This is a genomic window from Bifidobacterium indicum (genome assembly GCF_036987015.1).
GTDB lineage: Bacteria > Actinomycetota > Actinomycetes > Actinomycetales > Bifidobacteriaceae > Bombiscardovia > Bombiscardovia indica.
The window spans coordinates 163,612-179,834 of record NZ_BTXM01000001.1; the positions used below are offsets into that span (position 1 = coordinate 163,612).

Sequence of the window (16,223 nt, forward strand, 5' to 3'; positions counted from 1 at the left end):
GCCGGGTACAATCGGCCATCGGCCTCGGGGGGGGGGATGCAGGGGAAGGGCCAGTCGCTCGGCCCTAAGGGATGAAGGCTTGTCCGGACCGCCCTGCCGCATAGAATAGGCAGGGTCGGTACCACACGGGAGCAGGAGCAAGGGCTGAGTATGTCATTCGAACATCCCAATAGCGAGGGGAAGGGTATTCGCGAGGTGGAGCGCGCCATCATGTCGCGTCCGTCCGAGCATGATACCACCAATCTGGATCTGGACCGGATGAACCTGATTCTGGACCTCATGGGACACCCCGAGCACAGCTTCCGGGTCGTCCATATCACCGGGACCAACGGAAAGGGTTCCACGGCCAGGATGGCCGAGGCCATCGTCCGCACCTACGGCCTGAGGACGGGTCTCTATACCTCGCCGCATCTGGAGCGTATCAATGAGCGGATAGCCATCGACGGCCAGGAGCTCTCGGATGAGGACTTCGTGGATGTATACCAGCAGATTGAAGACTTCATCGCCATGGTCGATGAGAGGTTCGCCAAGGAGGGTCGGGCCCGGATGAGCTTCTTCGAGGTCCTGACAGCCATGGCCGTTTGGGCCTTCGCGGATGCCCCGGTCGACGTGGCCGTGGTCGAGGTCGGCATGGGCGGACTCTGGGACGCCACCAATGTACTGGATGCGGACGCGGCCATCATCGGCCCGATCGACATGGACCACATGCAGTGGCTGGGCGATACGGTCGAGCAGATAGCCACCGAGAAGGCCGGGATCATCAAACGGGGCTCCACCGTCATCGTCGGCCCTCAGCCCCATGAAGAGGCCGTCATGCCGATCATCGAGGCAGCCGCCCGGAAACATGGTGCCGCGCAGACCCTCCGCGATGGCCAGGAGCTGGAGGTGGTCTCCCGGATGCCCGCCGTAGGTGGTCAGGTGGCCACCCTGCGCACCCCGAACGGGGAGTACGACGAGGTGCCCATCGACAAGTTCGGGTCCCACCAGGCCCACAACGCCCTGGCCGCCCTGGCTGCGGCCGAGACCGTCATCCCCGTCAACGGCACCCTCAACCAGGATCTGGTGGACGAGGCCCTGAGCCGGGTCAGGATCCCCGGCCGCATCGAGCAGATCCGTACCTCGCCCACCATCATCATCGACGGCGGGCACAACCTGAACGCCGCACAGTCCCTGAGGGCCGCCATAGAGGAGAACTACCACTTCGAGCAACTGGTCGGGGTGGTGGCCATGATGGCCGACAAACAGGTTGAGGACTACCTGGGCATCCTGGAGCCCATCCTGAACCAGATCGTCGTCACCGAGAACTCCTGGCGGGACAGGGTCATGCCGGCCGAGGACCTGGAGAAGATCGCCAGGCGTGTCTTCGGTCCGGACCGGGTCATCAGGCGGGACTCCCTCCCTGATGCCATCCAGGAGGCCGTCGACATGGTCGATGCCGACGACGAAACCGGCCTGGGCTACGGCAGGGGGGTCCTGATCTGCGGCAGCTTCGTCACGGCGGGCGATGCCCGGACCCTTCTCAAGGAGCACCACGACCCGGATCTGGCCAAGCCCAAGTCGGAGCGTGCCTGATGTACCTCAAGGAGCTGACGCTCAAGGGGTTCAAGTCTTTCGCCTCGGCCACGACTCTCCGGTTCGAGCCCGGCATCACGGCCGTGGTGGGCCCCAACGGGTCGGGCAAGTCCAACATCGTGGACGCCCTGGCCTGGGTCATGGGGGAGCAGGGGGCCAAGAGCCTGCGTGGTTCATCCATGGAGGACGTGATCTTCGCCGGAACCTCCTCCAGACCGCCCCTGGGCCGCGCACAGGTGACCCTGACCATCGACAACACCGACCGCGCCCTGGACATCGACTACACCGAGGTGACCATCTCCAGGACCATCTACCGCAACGGTGGATCCGAGTATGCCATCAACGGGTCGGCCTGCCGTCTCCTGGACATCCAGGACCTCCTGAGCGACACGGGTCTGGGTCAGCAGATGCACGTCATCGTCGGTCAGGGCCGCCTGGACGAGATACTCAGGGCCGATCCCGGCGGGCACCGGGCCTTCATCGAAGAGGCCGCCGGAATCCTGAAACACCGCAAGCGCAAGGAACGCGCCCTGCGCAAGCTGGCCAACACCGAAACCAACCTCTCCCGCCTGGATGACCTGATCGGGGAGATTCACCGCCAGCTGGGGCCGCTGGGACGCCAGGCCAAGGTTTCCCGCCGGGCCGACAAGATCCAGGTCTCCCTGCGCGACGCCCAGGCCAGGATCGATGCCGAGGACGCCCTGAAATCACAGGAGGGACTGGCTGCGGTCCGTCAGGAGATGGGGCGGGTCAGGCAGGATCTGACCGGTCGCCAGCGCGACCTGGCACGGATCAAGCTGCGCATCGAACAGGTGGAGTCGGTGACCAGCAGATCCAATCCTCAGATGGAGCGGATCAACCAGGTCTGGCACGACCTGACCCAGCTCCAGGAACGGTTCCGGTCCATGGCCTCCCTGGCGGATGAGCGGGTCCGATCGCTCCAGGGGCGCATCGTCGACCATCCGGGGGAGGACCCGGATATTCTGCGAAGGCGTGCCAAGGAACTCGAGGACCAGGCCGGGGACCAGGAGGGTCGGGTCTCCCAGGCCCGCATAGCACTGGACAAGGCCGTCCAGGCCAGGGCCGACCAGGAGAAACAGCTGGCCGTTCTCCGCCAGACCCTGACCGAGTTGCGTCAGAATGCCAGGCAGCGTGACGTCAAGCTGAGCGCCCTCCGTCAGATGGTGGCCAAGGAGGAATCCGCCCTGGACCTGGCCCGGCGGCGCAAGGATGACTTCGACCAGCAGGAGGAGGGGCTGACCAGGGATGCGGATCAGGCCAGGCAAAGGCTGGAAGTCCTGGAGGCGGACGCCCAGGACACGGACCAGGAGAACCCCCAGGGATTGGAGACGGCCCGGGAAGCCAGGTCCGAGGCACGACAGGACCTGGACGCCCTGGAGGAGCGGCAGCGGCTCCTTGATGCCCGGATCATCTCCCTGAAGGCCAAGGCCGATGCCCTGACCGACACCATTGAAGGCCGGAATGCCTCGGACCAGCTGACCGGCCAGGATGACCTGGCCTTCCTGGGGTCCGTCACCGACTTCGTCCAGGTGGAGGAGGGCTGGGAGGAACCCCTTGCCCATGCCCTGCGCGACTATGCCGGGGCGATCGTCGTGGATGGGCCGGGCACCATGCTCAAGGCCCTGGACCGGGCCCGGGAGGACAGGCTGGGCAAGGCCGCCCTCCTGGTGCCGATTGATGTGGTAGGAGCAGAAGCGGCCCAGGATGAAGTCCAGGGAGGGGATGGCTTCACCTCTGCGGCCTCCCTGGTCAAGCCGCGTAAGGCAGTCCCCAAGGCGGGGCGGCCCCAAACCGAGAAGGTGCTGGCCGCCATCCGCCTTCTCCTGTCCCGGACGGCGGCCGTGGAGGACGGTCAGGCCGCCCTGGATGCACTGGGCACCGGTGGCTGTGATCGGGCGGTGACCCGTGAGGGCGACCTCTTCGATCGGGTGGGGGCTGTGGGAGGCTCCTCACGGGCCGCCAGCGACCTGGCCCTGGTCGCCCGTCGCGATAAGGCCCTGGCCGAGGCCGAAGAGCTGGGGCAGGAGCTTGAAGCACTGGCGCCCGGGGTGATTCAGGCCCGGAAGGCCCTGGACCAGGCCAACGCCTTGGTGGAGGAGGCCCGGAACCGGCAGACCGAGGCCAGGCTCAAGGCCGAGCAGTCGGCCCGCGACCTGGCAGCAGCCAGGACCCAGGTGGCCCAGATCAATTCCAGGTTCCAAACCCTGAAGGAGCGCAAGGACCAGGCCCAGGACCAGATCCACATGCACACCTTGAAACTGGATGACCTGAAATCGGGCCTGGCCAAGGCCGAGGTCAGCGGACATGACCAGATCGACCTTGACGACATGGACCGGCGGTCGAGGGAGCTGGAAGGAACCCTGGACCAGGCTCGTGCCCAGGAGATGGAGACCCGGATGACCTGGAAGGAGGCCGATCGGAAGGCCGCCTCACTGACCAGGCAGGCCGAACTCCTCAGGGACCAGGCCGACCAGGCCCGGCAGCGTCGTGAGCGCCAGCGGAAAGAGAACGAGCAACGGCATCAGGAGGTAAAGACCCTTCAGGGCATAGCCTCCCAGGCCCGCCGTCTGGCCATCCTGGTCACCCGGAGCATGGAGGCCGCCACCCGGGAGCGGGAGCGCCTTCAGGAGCAGGTCTGCGCCCATGACCAGGAACTTGTCTCTCTGCGCAGGGAACGCGACGGGATGGAGCCCGAGGTGGACAGCCTGCAGGACCGTGAGCACACTCTAGACCTGACCAGGGAGCGCCTGGCCACCGAGGATGGCCAGCTCAGACAGCGAATCCACGACGATCTGGACATGGAGGTCGACAAGCTCATCGGTGAGTACGGGCCCGACAAACCGGTGCCCGTCCTGGACGACGAGGGCAATCCCGTTCCCCTGGATGAATATGGGCCCGACCCGGAATCAGGAGCCGGCACCGATGGTGCCGAAACCGGTGCCGATGAAACCGGACCAGGCTCCGGTAGCGCCGGTTCCGGTGCTGACGGCGAGGAACCTGGCCTGGCTGATGGTCGACCCTGCAAGACCGTGCCCTATGTTCGCGCCGAACAGGTCAAGCGGCTTCAGAAGGCCAAGCGGGACCTGGCGGCCCTGGGCAAGGTCAACCCCCTGGCCACCGAGGAGTATGAAGCCCTCCAGACCCGCAACCGTTACCTGGACGAGCAGCGGGAGGACGTGGTCAAGTCCCGGGATGACCTGATGAACCTGGTCAAGGACCTGGATCGGACCATGGTCCAGGTCTTCAAGGATGCTTTCAATGATACGGCCGATGCCTTCGAGCGGATGTTCGCCACCCTCTTTCCCGGAGGCACCGGTCGCCTGCGTCTGGAAAACCCGGACGACCTCCTGACCACCGGGGTCCTGGTCGAGGCCAGCCCGGCCGGGAAGAAGGTCAGGCAGCTCTCCCTCCTTTCTGGCGGGGAGCGCTCGCTGACGGCCCTGGCCCTCCTCTTCGCCATCTTCACGGCCCGTCCCAGCCCCTTCTACGTCATGGACGAGGTGGAGGCCGCCCTGGATGATGTGAACCTGACCAGGCTGATCAAGGCCTTCGAGCAGCTCCGCGAGCACGCCCAGCTGATCGTCGTCACCCACCAGCAGCGGACCATGAGCATCGCCGACGCCCTCTATGGCATCACCATGCGGGGGGATGGGGTCACGGCCGTCATCTCCCAGAAGCTCGACAGGGAACAGGCCACAGGGTAAACCGTCAGATTCCAGCTTCAGTGAGCGAATTCCAGGGTCAACGGGAGGAGGATTCCCGAACCCTGAGCCCCTTGGCACGGTGCACAGCGGAAAGGGCCAGGACGGCCTGTGAGTCCACGATGGGCAGGTCCGGCATGGGGAAGACCTCGTTCAGGACCGACAGTTCCGTACACCCCAGGAGGACCGTGTCACAGCGGTACCTGTCCAGGAACTCCCGGACCACACCCAGGTAGCGCCCCCGGTCCAGGTGCCCCTCTTTGACGTCCTCGTAGATCAGGGCGCTGACCCTGTCCTGGAGGTCCTGGTCGGGGTCGACCAGTTCATAGCCGGACCTGTCTGCCGGATTCTGGTAAATGGCCGCATGCCGAGAGCCTTCGGTCCCCATGTATCCCATCCGCGGATGGGTCGAGGGGGGAAAGTGGTCCAGGGCCCAGTCGATGGTCTCCTGGGGCATGTCCATGATGGGTACGGGTGTCAGGGCCTGGAGGCGAGGCAGGACCAGGTGGGCCGTATTGCAGGCCATGACCATGAAGGCGGCCCCCATCCGGGTGGCCTGGTCCACGTCCTCGGCCAGGTATGGGTAGGGGTCGTCCCCGCTCCGCCCAAGGATGAAGTCGGTTCGGTCGGGTATGGAGGCGTGGTTGAAGACCACGTAATCCAGGAACTCCTGGTCGCAGGTGGCGTGCGTCTCCCTGTCGAGGACGCGCACGAAGCTCTCCGTGGCCAGGGTGCCCATCCCTCCCAGAACAGCGAAGAAGTTCCTCATGCCAGGTCCCCCTTGTTCTTGTAGTATCGGGCGTAACGCTTGCGGTAGATGGAGAACATGTGCCGTACCATCAGCCAGCGCAGGGGGTTCATGTCCTTCCGGTATTCCAGGGTGGTGCCCCAGTCGCCCCGCTTGATCATGGCCAGGGCGTGGTCCTTCTCCTTGGAGGGCTGGGTGTATGTGCGGAAGAGGTCCCTGGGGATCTCCATCCAGAGCCTGTGTCCTCGACCGAAGACGGTGTGGCCGTCGAAGGGTGTGTCCTCGACCAGGTCATCGACGAAGTACCGGGCCAGGTTGAACCCGTTCAGGGTCACCACGTAGCTGCTCCGTCCCTGGCGCAGATTGATCTCGAATAGCTTGAAGGTCTTGTCGCGCGGATCGTACTTCATATCGAAGTTGGCCACCCCGCGGTAGTCAATGTCTTCCAGGAAGGTCTTGATCCGGTCGAAGATGTCCTGGTTGTAATCGGGGATGATGGCCGCATAGTTCCCCACGGCCTCCGGGGTCGGGTCCTCAAGGAGGGGGTGGCCCAGGAACATCATCCTGACCTGGTGATGCTGATCCACGTAGGCGTTGAGGACCCGCATGTTCTCGTCGCCCCCGGGGATGAAGTCCTGGATGACCATCCGGTCGGTGTACCCGGCCTGGTAGGCCCGGCGGATCATGGTGTCCAGCTCGTCCGGGTCCTGGATGATGAAGGCCTTCTTGCGGCCGGGGAAATCAATGCCCAACCACTCATCGCTGTCGGCCGGTTTCATGGCCACGGGGTAGTCGAAGGGGAGGTTCCTGTGCTCGCCGGCCTCCACGCCCGCCCTGTCCACGCACTTGGTCAGGGGGTGGGGGAGGTCGTACTCATCGCAGAGGTCGTAGAAGGAGGACTTCAGACTGAGCCTGCGGTTCAGGTCGGCATCGATGGCGTTGAAAACGAAGTACCGGTGTAGGGGGGCGCCGACCTGGTCAAGGAGGTTGGCATAGGTGTCCCCGCAGGGCAGGAGGAGGAGGGTGGTGCCGGGGTGCTCCTGCAGGTATTCCCTGGCCCAGTCGGTCAGGGCCTGGACGAAGACCCGGGACCTGGTGAAGTCCCTGACCAGGTGGACGTCGATGATCCGGCTGTACTTGGTGGGCGAGAGCTGGGAATGGGCGAACGCGGTCGAAACCAATCCGTAGGCCTCGTGGAAGGCCCGGGCCATTCCGTAGGCGTTGATGTCACTGCCCAAAATGACCGGTTGAAATGTTCTCATCTGTGTGGACCACCTGCTGTGTTGACCTCGGCTGGAGTACTCGTACGGATTACTATCATATAGTCTGCTCCTGCATTCAGACCGTGGTCTTGCCCGTGGCACCCAGATCATGGCTGCGGATGCCCAGAAGGCGAGCCACGATGTGGTCGTCCCCCTCGTAGGGGGCATGGCCGTGCCCCACCTTGATCCACCGTTCCTCCCCCTTGCCGATGACCAGGATGACCTGAAGACCCTTGCCGTCCCCTGCCCCCTCCTTGAGGGCTGTGGTGATGGCCTGGGTCCTGTCCAGGATGATCGAGGCGTCCAGATCCGGATTGGTCACGTATCCCAGCATCTGCCGGCATACGTGGTCGGCCCCCTCCTCGCCCTCATCGTCCCCGGTGATGATGAGCCGGTCCACCCGGTTCTGGGCGGCTTGGACGATGCCCTGACGACGGTCGATGGCCTTGTCGCCCGAGGATCCGGAGACCAGGGTGACGGCGGGGTGGCGGTCCCCGTACTCCTCATCCACGAAATCCAGGAGGGCACCGACCGAGGCCTCGTTGTGGGCGTAGTCCACATAGACCACCCGATTGCCCGAGGCGAACCGTTCCATCCTCCCGGCTATCCTGACCTCCTCCATGTCCTCCATGGCCTCCCTGTCCGGTTCCAGCCCCAGGACCCGGACCATGGCCAGGGCGGCGGCGGCGTTCAGTGCGTTGAAATCCCCATCCATGGCCAGGTTGATCCGGGCCATGGGACCGGCGGCCGGCCCCACCAGGTAGGTGCCTGATGCGCTGTCGGGGTCTGCACCGTCCTGTCTGTTCCGGAGTCTGACCAGAAAGTCGGCATCCCGTCGGGGGCTGGACCCGGCCGCGGACTCGTCCAAACCGAAGGTGGTCACCTGTACACCCGCGGCCGCGGCATCCTGACGGATCAGGTCGGCGTGGGCGCAATCGGCGCCCAGGACCAGCTTCCGGGAGTTGTAGGTCAGCTGGCGCTTGCAGAAGAGGTAATCCTCGAAGGTGGGGTGTTCGATGGGGCTGATGTGGTCGGGGGAGATGTTGAGGAAGGCGCCCAGGTCGAAGGTCAGTCCATAGACCCGGTCCATCTTGTAGGCCTGGGAGGAGACCTCCATGACCATGTAGCGCATGCCCGCATCCGCGGCCTGCCGCATCATCCTGAAGAGATCCAGCGATTCCGGGGTCGTCAGTTCGGACTCCTGGCAGTGCCGACCGTCCAGGCAGTTGTCGACCGAGGAGAGGAGGGCCGCCCGCCCGCCCGAGATCCTGTTGAGCATGCTGTGGAGGAAGTAGGCGGTGGTGGTCTTCCCCTTGGTCCCGGTGATGCCGATCAGGGTCAGATCGTTCTGGGGGTGGCCGTAGTGGGCGGAGGCCAGGAGGCTCATGGCCTTGCGTACGTCGGAGACGATGATGCCCGGAGCCTGGCACCGTTCGGACAGGTCCACCTGGGCCACGTAGGCCGCCAGTCCTGCCTGGTCGCATCCTTCCAAGTATTCGGGTCTGAAGTTTCCTTTGCAGAAGAGGAGACTGCCCGGCCCAACCTGACGTGTGTCGTAGGTCAGGGTCTTGAATTCGGTCGGCCCCCGATCCGTGTCTGGTGCATTCAGCGACCAGTGCTCACCCTGAATCACCTCGCGGAGCAGGTGGTGCCTGCCCAGTAGATTCAGTGCCGAAGTCATTGTCAGAGCCATGCCGTCTCTCCCTTTGCCTGATGGGAATCTGGTCGAGCTGTCCGGCAGGGCTGGGATGCCGACCGGTACGGCCAGAAACCCAGTCTATATCGACAGGGGGCTGAAAGACCCTGGCGGGGCATCGCCTTGACTGAATGGACAAAAGAGCCCCTCCCCGGGGAGGGGGCAGGATTCAGAGCCAGGCGTCGGATGAAGGACGCCGTCCCTTGGATGTGAGCCATTCGTTGAACTGATTCTGCCAGGTCGTGTGGGCCTCACGCTGCCAGTCCATGAGCTTGTCCAGGGTGATTCTGCCCACCTGCGGATAAAGCGTGGTCATGGGTTCGATCAGGTCCACCGAGGCCACCGTGTCGGCGGTGGCGTTATGGAAGTCCCCGTGGGGGACGACCCCGTAGTACTCGGTCGTGTAGGCCAGTGTACGGCGTCCGGACCGGTGTGAAATGGCCCTGTCCAGAACGAGCGGATCCACAACAAGAAGATCCTGTTCGCTCATCGGTTCCACCCTGCCGGCGCACCATTGACGGATGTCGCCGTTGAGCATGCGGACGTCAAAGGGCGCATTGTAGGCAAGTAGCGGTATATGCCTGCCCTGTGCCGCCATGATGACCTTGGTTATCTGCTCGATCGATTCCGCCGGTTCGCTGCCGTTTTCGGCCAGATATTCGTCGGTGAAGCCGTTGACCCTGCTGGCTCCCTTACTGATGTGCCTACCTGGGTTGATGATCCATTCGGCCACGGCGTCACCCTCATACCCCGTTTGAGGATTACGCAGAACCAGGCTGGCCGAGACGATGTTGTCCTGACCGGGATTGGTTCCCGTGGTCTCCGTGTCGAACCCCAACAACCAGGACCGGTCAAGCCTGGTCGACATATCCTGTTCAGGTGCAGAGTCAAGCGCTTCACGCATGGCTGTAAGAACAGTGTTGATCATGTACAATCACCCCTTCCGTGAACATGGTAGCCGAGGGGGTTCTCGGTTGGGTAGTTTCTGCAAGGGCTGTCCATGTCGGAGCACTCTGCCGGCGACTCGGATGGCACAATGGGAGTGTGGCAGATCAAACAGAGCTCGAAAGCAGGAAGCGCCGGTTCGAAGAGCTCGCCATGCCGGCTGTGGATGTGCTCTACCGCCAGGCCATGAGATTGACCAACAACCCCGATGATGCCCAGGATCTGGTCCAGGATACCTTCGAGCGGGGGTTCAAGGCCTTCGACAGGTTCGAACCAGGCAGCAACTTCGAGGCCTGGATGACGACGATCGAACGCAACGCCTACTTCAACCAGTATCACAAGGCCAAGCGCCGTCCACAGCGGGCCAACGATTCGACCGGTGAATACAACGACTGGGATATATACTCCGCCTCCGAGCACGGGTCCGAGGGGCTCAAATCAGCCGAGCAGGAGTATCTGGAGACCTTTGCCCCCCAGGAGATCATGGCGGCCCTGGACAAGCTCAGTCCTGAACGGCGGCGGGTCTTCATCGATGCCGCCATCGACGGGAAGAGCTATCAGCAGGTGGCCGACGATGAGGGGATCAAGATCGGCACGGTCATGAGTCGGTTGAACCGGGCCCGGTCGCAGCTGCGCCAGGAGCTGGAACGGTACGCCAGGGAGCGGGGGTACGTGTCGGGCAGGTCCAGGTCCGGTCCGGCCAAGTCCGGCAAGCCCTCAGCAGAACCTGGCGGCAGGGGCGGCTCCCGTCCTAGTATGAAGTCAGAGACGGCGACCAGAGGCCGTTGAACAGGGAGCATGGAGTTCCTCGATAATGTTCAGGAAGCAGGGATTCGCGATGGATGGACGCATTGAGATGAGTCAGTACGTCTCTGACGACAATGGAAGAGCCGTCAGTTTCACCAGTGCCAGTCTGCACATCCATGGTGACACCCCCGAGGCCCCATCGGGCGACTGCTTCGACCCGGAGACCTGTTGCGACGAGCGTGAGCGCCTCCTGATCGAGGAGCTCCGCCAGTACCTTCGTCCCCAGTCGGCACCCGCCTGCCTGATCGATCGTCTGCGCCACATGTTCGACCAGCTGGATGAGGCCCCGGTCGAGAAGGGCGATGCCGCACGCCAGGCGTGATTGCCCGCTGACGTGGTTGTTGTTTGTATACCCCTGGTCAACCAGGTGTGGAAATCCGCCAGTCCAGTCGGGAATGAGGGGATTTGCATAAAAAGAACCCCGGTACCGATTGGTACCGGGGCCAACGATCAGGTGTTCGGCCTCTTGCCGTGGTTGGCGGCCTTCTTGCGGCGATCCCTGCGCTTACGTCCGCGCATGCCCATGATGGACTCCTTTGCTACTGATGATCTTATAAGCCTCGCCGATTATCGCACATCGACTTGACCTTTGTCAGATTGTACCCGCGATTGCCTCCGGTTCAGACCCTTTCCGCCCGGTACCCGACCTGGGTGGTGTAAACCGATGCCGGCTGGAGGACCACCAGGTTCTCCCCGGTCCGGAAAGCGTTGGCGTAGGCGGTCATCGGCTCGACGGCCACCCCTGCCGGCCTGAAGGAGGCCTCGAATCCGGTGCCGGTGCAGACCTGCCAGGCCTTGATGGTCTCGTCGCCCCAGAGCTGAACCCTGATTCCGTCGGGGCGGGTGAAAACAGCCGTGCAGGTGCCGTCATCGGCCCTTTCCACGTCCGTCCAGGCGTCATCGAAGGCCTGGCCCTCCAGGCTGGGGCCCTCCCTGAGGTCGGTGCGCCCCCGGACGGGTTCCTTGCCCTGGGGGAGGAGCCGGTCTGGGCTGGCGACGATGTGGGTTGCGCATGGCAGGGACAGGGAGCACCTTCCGTTGTCCTCCTGGATGGCGTCGCCTGTCCCGCCGGCTCCGTTGGCCAGCCAGGGGTGGATGCCGAAAGCCCAGGGGGCGGCCTCGTCGCCCATGTTGGTGGCCGTGGCCGTCATGGTCAGCCCCTGCTCATCAAGGGCATAGGTGATGCTTACCAGGATGTCGAAGGGATAGGAGGCCAGGTCGGGCACCCGCCAGACCAGGGTCACCGAGGACTCGGCCAGGCGTTCCAGCTTCCAGTAGTAGCGGTATCCGAAGCCGTGTATGGCCGTTTTCCTGTCGTGTTCATCGATGGGCATGGAGTAGGTCCTGCCCTGGAAGGTGTATTCGCCATCCTCGATCCGGTTGGGGTAGGGGACCAAAACACAGCCGTTGGAGCAGGGGACCAGACCGTCCGGGTCGAAGGAGGCGATCAGGTCATGGTCCCGGTATCTGAGGACACGCAGGGTGGCACCCAGCTCGGTCACCACCGCCGAGTAGTCCCCATGATGGATGCAGTACTGCTGACCCGTACGCGGTATCGTCTGTCCTATCATCTCGCTGTTATGCATATCTCCACTCCCGTAGTGCTCTTGAAATGTCCCCTCACAATCCTACCCGGTGACACACTTCTTGGCGTTCTTGGTGAAAGAGTGGACCCTTGCATGGCAGCGAGGACCCGCTCCACCTACCATGTGCATGTATCGGCAGTCGCACCCGGGCTGAGATTCAGGGAGACGTCTGCCGGGGTGGGTCATGCTTCCGTAAGGAGTCTTCAGTGTCAGGGTTCAGAACAACCGGTGTCGGTCAGGTCGCGGATCAGCCCGGGCCCCAGGTCCTCAAAGACGACCGGGAGGTCATCCTGGCCGACCCGCGGGGGTTCTGCGCCGGGGTGGACCGGGCCATACAGACCGTGGAGACCATACTGGACACCTGGAAGCCGGAAGGTGCGGAGGCGGCCCCGGACAATCAGGGTGACGGGGTCGGGAACCCCGAGATTCAAGCCGACCTGCCACCGGTCTATGTGCGGCGCCAGATCGTTCACAACCGTCATGTGGTGGAGGACCTGTCGAACCGTGGAGCCGTGTTCGTCGATGAGCTCGATCAGATCCCGGATCGTGCCGCCCAGGCCGGGGTGCCGGTGGTCTTTTCGGCCCACGGCATCGCACCCTCGGTCCAGGAGGAGGCCAGGAGGCGGGGGATGGAGGTGGTCGACGCCAGCTGCCCCCTGGTCAGCAAGGTCCACCGGGAGGTCCATCGTTTCGTCCGTGACGGGTACCAGATCATCTACATCGGCCATCGCGGTCATGACGAGGCCATCGGGGTTGTGGGTGAGGCTCCGGACCATGTTCACCTGATCGAGCACCAGGAGGACGTGGAGCACCTCTATTTCACCCCTGATACCAAGCTGGTCATGCTGACCCAGACCACGCTGAGCCTGGACGAGACGGCCGATATCGTTGCCGCCCTGCACCGTCGTTTTCCCTGGATCGAGGAGCCGCCTGGGTCCGACATCTGCTACGCCACCCAGAACAGGCAGCATGCGGTCAAGTTGGTGGCCAGGCATGCCGACTGCGTGGTCATCGTCGGGTCCGCGAACTCCTCCAACTCGGTCAGACTGGTCGAGGTGGCCCAGGACGTCCTTGATGAACGGTTCCCGGTTGGTGACGCGGGTGCCGGCCATCCCGGGCCCGGCAGGGCCTACCGGGTGGACGATGCCGGCGACCTGGATCCCGCCTGGTTCCAGGGGGTCACCAAGGTGGGGCTCTCATCCGGTGCCTCGGTGCCGGAAGACCTGGTCCAGGGTGTCCTGGATGCCCTGGCCGGGTGGGGGTTCGGGAGGGTCACCTATGCGGAGACCGTCAAGGAGACCATGCACTTCGTCCTGCCCTCGGCCCTGCGCTCGCGTGTTGCCTCCACGGGGACCGGGGCCGCGGCTGCACCATCCGGCGCGTAGGCGGCCGAGTACCGGTCGGGATATCCTTGGGGCTGTTCCAGCAGGCGATCCCGGAAGGGCGGAAGGGCGGTGCCCATGTTGCAGGCAATCAACACCTGGCTTCTTGCCGCCGTCTCCGGCGGGTGGGGGCTCCGGGCCCTCTTCCTGGCAGCCTTCCTCGACGCCCTGATCATCCCCATCCCCACCGAGCTGGTGGTCCTGGCCACGGCCACCTCCTTCAGGGCCTGGGGGTCGCCCCTGCCGGTCTGGGTGGTCCTGGTCTGCACCCTGGCCTTCACCCTGGGTGATGTCTGCACCTACTGGCTGGGCAGACTGGTTCCCCTGCGGCGGATCGTCTTCTTCCGTGGCGCGGGCGGGAAGGCCGTGATCTCATGGGCCCACAGGGCCTTTGAGTATGGAGGCGGGTTCTTCACCGTGGCCTCCCGGTTCGTACCCTCCGGGCGGACCATCATCAACCTGACCGCAGGAGCCGCCCGTTACCCACTGGGCAGGTACATCCCCCTGTCGGCCCTGGCCGGATGCCTCTGGGGTATATACATGTGGATGCTGGGATACCTGGCCTCGGCCTGGCTGGCCAACAACCCCCTGGCCGTCATGGTCCTGGGCTTCCTGGTCGGCATGGTGGTCGGTCTCTTCTGCGACATGCTCATGAAGGCCGTCTCACGTCATCGTTGAGCTCGGCTTCCCGACCGGCCCGAACCGTCTGGTCGTTCAGGCATGGAAAAGGGGCCGCCCCCTGGTTTCAGTTTCAGGGACGACCCCGGTGACCGATTCAGTGAATCGGATCGGTGCTCACTCGCCCAGCTCGGCGAAGTAGAGCAGGGTGCGGATCATGTTGCTGGTGAAGCCGTACTCGTTGTCATAGAAGGCAACGGTGCGGACCAGCTGGTCATCACCGTGGGTGTTGACATCGGTCTGGGTGGCATCGAAGATGCCGCCGTGGGTGTCGCCGATGACATCGGAGGAGACGATGCCCTCATCGTTGTAGCCGTAGTAGTCGGTGCCCTCGAAGGCCTTCTTGGCGGCCTCGTTGATCTGGTCGATGGTGACCTTCTTGTCGAGGACCGTGGTCAGCTCGGTCACGGAGCCGGATGGGACGGCCACACGCTGGGCGTGGCCCTGCAGCTTGCCGTCCACCGAGGGAACGACCTTGCCGATGGCCTTGGCGGCACCGGTGGAGTGCTCGATGGTGTTGATGGCGGCTGCACGGGTGCCACGGGGCTTGCTGCCCTTGGGGCCGTCCAGGAGCATCTGGGAGCCGGTGTAGGCGTGGATGGTGGTCATGTAGCCGATGCGGATGCCGAAGTTGTCGTCCAGCATCTTGACCATGGCGGCCATGGAGCCCGTGGTGCAGGAACCGGCGGAGATGATCTTGTCGGAAGCCTTGAGGATCTTTTCGTTGACGCCGAAGACCACGGTGGGGGTGGTGTCATCCTTGGCGGGGGCGGAGATGAGAACCTTCTTGGCACCGGCGTTCAGGTGGGCCTGGGACTTTTCGGCGGAGGTGTAGAAGCCGGTGCACTCGAGTACGTAGTCCACACCGTCGTTCTTGACCCAGGGGATGTTGTTGGCGTCCTTCTCGGCGTAGACGGGGTATTCCCTGCCGTCCACCACGATGGCGGTGTCGGTGGCGGAAACCTCGACCGGGGTGCCGTCGTCATGACGGAAGTTGCCCTGGGTGCTGTCGTACTTGAGCAGGTAGGCCAGAATCGACGGGGTCGTCAGGTCGTTGATGGCCGCCACCTCGATCTCGGAGGCGTTGCCGCCACGGGCCTGAAGCTCGAAGATGCGACGGAAGGCCAGACGACCGATACGACCGAAGCCGTTGATGCCAATCTTTACTGTCATTAATTTCTCCCTTGGAGACCGGCCGCATACAGAACAAGTGCCTCGGGACTGTACACGTCCACTTACTGATAACATCTCATACTTTAATCGGTCGCCTGTACTTTAACCAAGCGGAAGCCCGGGAAATGTCGGGGCAAAAACGAACATGAAAAATGTTGGGAAATGTTGTACCTTCCTTAAGAGAAACGATCACGATTTGTGAGAATTCCCGTTCACATCCGCCTGCCACCGCTCCCACTCCGGCTGGCGGAACCCGACCAGGACGGTGGACCCGTCCACCAGGATGGGTCGCTTCACCAGCATCCCATCGGTGGCCAGTAGGCGAAGAGCCTCCTCCCGACTCATCTCCGGCAGCTTCCTGCTCAGCTGCATGGACCGGTACAGTTGCCCCGACGTGTTGAAGAACCGCTTGACCGGCAGTCCGCTACGCCCCTGCCAGGCATCCAGTTCTGGGTAGGTGGGGTTGTCACCTTTGATGTCACGTTCGTGAACATCGATGCCCCGGGACTGGAGCCAGGTCCGGGCCCTGGCGCAGGTCGAGCAGCCCCGGTAGCAGACAAAAAGCGGCTCGTCTTCAGGGTTTGTCGTGGATGCATGGGACATGATGATGACCTTTCGCTGATAGCGTCTTCCCCGGGCGTTTCCTCAACCC

Annotated in this window: 14 protein-coding genes; 6 read left to right on the top strand and 8 right to left on the bottom strand. The window is 63.8% G+C overall.

Features of this window, described 5'->3' with window-relative positions:
- Nucleotides 1-150: 150 nt before the first annotated feature.
- Nucleotides 151-1,572: a bifunctional folylpolyglutamate synthase/dihydrofolate synthase gene (locus tag AACP59_RS00620; RefSeq protein ID WP_297316442.1), complete on the top strand. Its 1,422-nt coding sequence runs from the start codon at nucleotides 151-153 to the stop codon at nucleotides 1,570-1,572.
- Nucleotides 1,572-5,297, top strand: a complete 3,726-nt coding sequence (gene smc / locus AACP59_RS00625; RefSeq protein WP_339349362.1) for a chromosome segregation protein SMC — start codon at nucleotides 1,572-1,574, stop codon at nucleotides 5,295-5,297. Before AACP59_RS00620 ends, smc begins: the two co-directional genes overlap by 1 nt.
- A 37-nt stretch (nucleotides 5,298-5,334) precedes the next feature.
- Here smc and AACP59_RS00630 read toward each other — a convergent pair whose 3' ends face one another.
- The 4 genes from AACP59_RS00630 to AACP59_RS00645 all read right to left on the bottom strand — a co-directional run bounded on the left by AACP59_RS00630 (nucleotide 5,335) and on the right by AACP59_RS00645 (nucleotide 9,928).
- Entirely contained in the window at nucleotides 5,335-6,063 is a 729-nt protein-coding gene (locus AACP59_RS00630) for an aspartate/glutamate racemase family protein (protein WP_297316440.1), read from the bottom strand.
- Nucleotides 6,060-7,304, bottom strand: coding sequence for a carboxylate--amine ligase (locus tag AACP59_RS00635; protein WP_339349363.1), 1,245 nt, complete (start codon nucleotides 7,302-7,304; stop codon nucleotides 6,060-6,062). Before AACP59_RS00635 ends, AACP59_RS00630 begins: the two co-directional genes overlap by 4 nt.
- Before the next feature lie 76 nt (nucleotides 7,305-7,380).
- The gene (locus tag AACP59_RS00640) at nucleotides 7,381-8,997 is read right to left on the bottom strand and encodes a Mur ligase family protein (protein ID WP_339349364.1); all 1,617 of its coding nucleotides are present in this window, start codon (nucleotides 8,995-8,997) and stop codon (nucleotides 7,381-7,383) included.
- Between the two features lie 172 nt (nucleotides 8,998-9,169).
- Complete coding sequence (locus tag AACP59_RS00645; RefSeq protein ID WP_339349365.1) at nucleotides 9,170-9,928, bottom strand: exonuclease domain-containing protein; 759 nt, start codon at nucleotides 9,926-9,928, stop codon at nucleotides 9,170-9,172.
- Nucleotides 9,929-10,098: 170 nt separating this feature from the next.
- Here AACP59_RS00645 and AACP59_RS00650 point away from each other — a divergent pair, with 170 nt between their 5' ends.
- Together AACP59_RS00650 and AACP59_RS00655 are read left to right on the top strand one after the other, a co-directional pair.
- Nucleotides 10,099-10,734 carry a sigma-70 family RNA polymerase sigma factor gene (locus AACP59_RS00650; RefSeq protein ID WP_297316454.1) on the top strand — a complete coding sequence of 212 codons (636 nt, stop codon included), beginning with the start codon at nucleotides 10,099-10,101 and terminating at the stop codon, nucleotides 10,732-10,734.
- A gap of 49 nt (nucleotides 10,735-10,783) precedes the next feature.
- Complete coding sequence (locus tag AACP59_RS00655) at nucleotides 10,784-11,074, top strand: hypothetical protein (protein ID WP_297316436.1); 291 nt, start codon at nucleotides 10,784-10,786, stop codon at nucleotides 11,072-11,074.
- A 128-nt stretch (nucleotides 11,075-11,202) separates the two neighbouring features.
- Here AACP59_RS00655 and AACP59_RS09435 read toward each other — a convergent pair whose 3' ends face one another.
- Together AACP59_RS09435 and AACP59_RS00660 are read right to left on the bottom strand one after the other, a co-directional pair.
- Nucleotides 11,203-11,277, bottom strand: coding sequence for a 50S ribosomal protein bL37 (locus tag AACP59_RS09435; RefSeq protein WP_099327425.1), 75 nt, complete (start codon nucleotides 11,275-11,277; stop codon nucleotides 11,203-11,205).
- Between the two features lie 95 nt (nucleotides 11,278-11,372).
- Nucleotides 11,373-12,338 (bottom strand): aldose 1-epimerase family protein, encoded by a 966-nt coding sequence (locus AACP59_RS00660; RefSeq protein WP_339349367.1) that lies wholly within the window; start codon nucleotides 12,336-12,338, stop codon nucleotides 11,373-11,375.
- A gap of 287 nt (nucleotides 12,339-12,625) precedes the next feature.
- Here AACP59_RS00660 and AACP59_RS00665 point away from each other — a divergent pair, with 287 nt between their 5' ends.
- Both AACP59_RS00665 and AACP59_RS00670 read left to right on the top strand, forming a co-directional pair.
- The gene (locus AACP59_RS00665) at nucleotides 12,626-13,723 is read left to right on the top strand and encodes a 4-hydroxy-3-methylbut-2-enyl diphosphate reductase (protein ID WP_370465977.1); all 1,098 of its coding nucleotides are present in this window, start codon (nucleotides 12,626-12,628) and stop codon (nucleotides 13,721-13,723) included.
- Between the two features lie 75 nt (nucleotides 13,724-13,798).
- Nucleotides 13,799-14,398, top strand: a complete 600-nt coding sequence (locus AACP59_RS00670; RefSeq protein WP_297316433.1) for a DedA family protein — start codon at nucleotides 13,799-13,801, stop codon at nucleotides 14,396-14,398.
- 117 nt (nucleotides 14,399-14,515) lie between these two features.
- Here AACP59_RS00670 and gap read toward each other — a convergent pair whose 3' ends face one another.
- Together gap and AACP59_RS00680 are read right to left on the bottom strand one after the other, a co-directional pair.
- On the bottom strand, nucleotides 14,516-15,571 hold the full coding sequence (gene gap, locus AACP59_RS00675; RefSeq protein ID WP_297316432.1) for a type I glyceraldehyde-3-phosphate dehydrogenase: 1,056 nt from the start codon (nucleotides 15,569-15,571) through the stop codon (nucleotides 14,516-14,518).
- A 189-nt stretch (nucleotides 15,572-15,760) separates the two neighbouring features.
- The gene (locus tag AACP59_RS00680) at nucleotides 15,761-16,174 is read right to left on the bottom strand and encodes an arsenate reductase family protein (RefSeq protein ID WP_339349370.1); all 414 of its coding nucleotides are present in this window, start codon (nucleotides 16,172-16,174) and stop codon (nucleotides 15,761-15,763) included.
- Nucleotides 16,175-16,223 lie beyond the last annotated feature (49 nt).